The organism is Delftia sp. UME58 (genome assembly GCF_014170385.1).
Lineage (GTDB): Bacteria > Pseudomonadota > Gammaproteobacteria > Burkholderiales > Burkholderiaceae_C > Comamonas > Comamonas acidovorans.
Genome location: NZ_LZZV01000060.1, coordinates 1 through 781 on the forward strand (window position 1 = coordinate 1; position 781 = coordinate 781).

Annotated in this window: 5 tRNA genes; all 5 read right to left on the reverse strand. The window is 54.9% G+C overall.

The features are described 5' to 3' along the window. Positions 1 to 137: 137 nt before the first annotated feature. Positions 138 to 213: transfer RNA gene (locus A9976_RS18580), tRNA-Glu, on the reverse strand. A 47-nt stretch (positions 214 to 260) separates the two neighbouring features. Next, a tRNA-Ala gene (locus A9976_RS18585) sits at positions 261 to 336 on the reverse strand. Positions 337 to 443: 107 nt separating this feature from the next. Next, positions 444 to 520 (reverse strand) — tRNA-Asp (locus A9976_RS18590). A 76-nt stretch (positions 521 to 596) separates the two neighbouring features. Next, positions 597 to 672 (reverse strand) — tRNA-Glu (locus A9976_RS18595). Positions 673 to 705: 33 nt separating this feature from the next. Then, a tRNA-Ala gene (locus tag A9976_RS18600) sits at positions 706 to 781 on the reverse strand.

Consider the following 781-nt stretch of genomic DNA (forward strand, 5'->3'; position numbering starts at 1 on the left):
CTCGAACCCGCGACCCCCGGCGTGACAGGCCGGTATTCTAACCAACTGAACTACCGCTCCGCAGCGGCTTACTCAACTACTTTGTCACTTCAACTGCACATATCTACTGGCAGCTTGGTACTACATGCCAGAAAAGCTGGCGTCCCCTAGGGGATTCGAACCCCTGTACTCACCGTGAAAGGGTGATGTCCTAGGCCTCTAGACGAAGGGGACCTGAACTGAACAGAACTGCAAAACAACTTTACTACGGTACTGAATACTGGTGGAGGTAAGCGGGATCGAACCGCTGACCTCTTGCATGCCATGCAAGCGCTCTCCCAGCTGAGCTATACCCCCACAGGGCGCCCTGATGTCTCACACTACAGACAACAAGGTCTCACACTCTATAAAAGCAAAAAGCCCCGAAGACGGAGCTCTTGAAAGACCCAGAGCGAGAGAGCTTTTGGCGGAGCGGACGGGGCTCGAACCCGCGACCCCCGGCGTGACAGGCCGGTATTCTAACCAACTGAACTACCGCTCCGCAGCGGCTTACTCAACTACTTTGTCACTTCAACTGCACATATCTACTGCTACTACAAACTGCGTGCCAGAAAAACTGGCGTCCCCTAGGGGATTCGAACCCCTGTACTCACCGTGAAAGGGTGATGTCCTAGGCCTCTAGACGAAGGGGACTTGGACTTGCAAACTACGTTCTTCGCTGTTGACTGGTGGAGGTAAGCGGGATCGAACCGCTGACCTCTTGCATGCCATGCAAGCGCTCTCCCAGCTGAGCTATACCCCC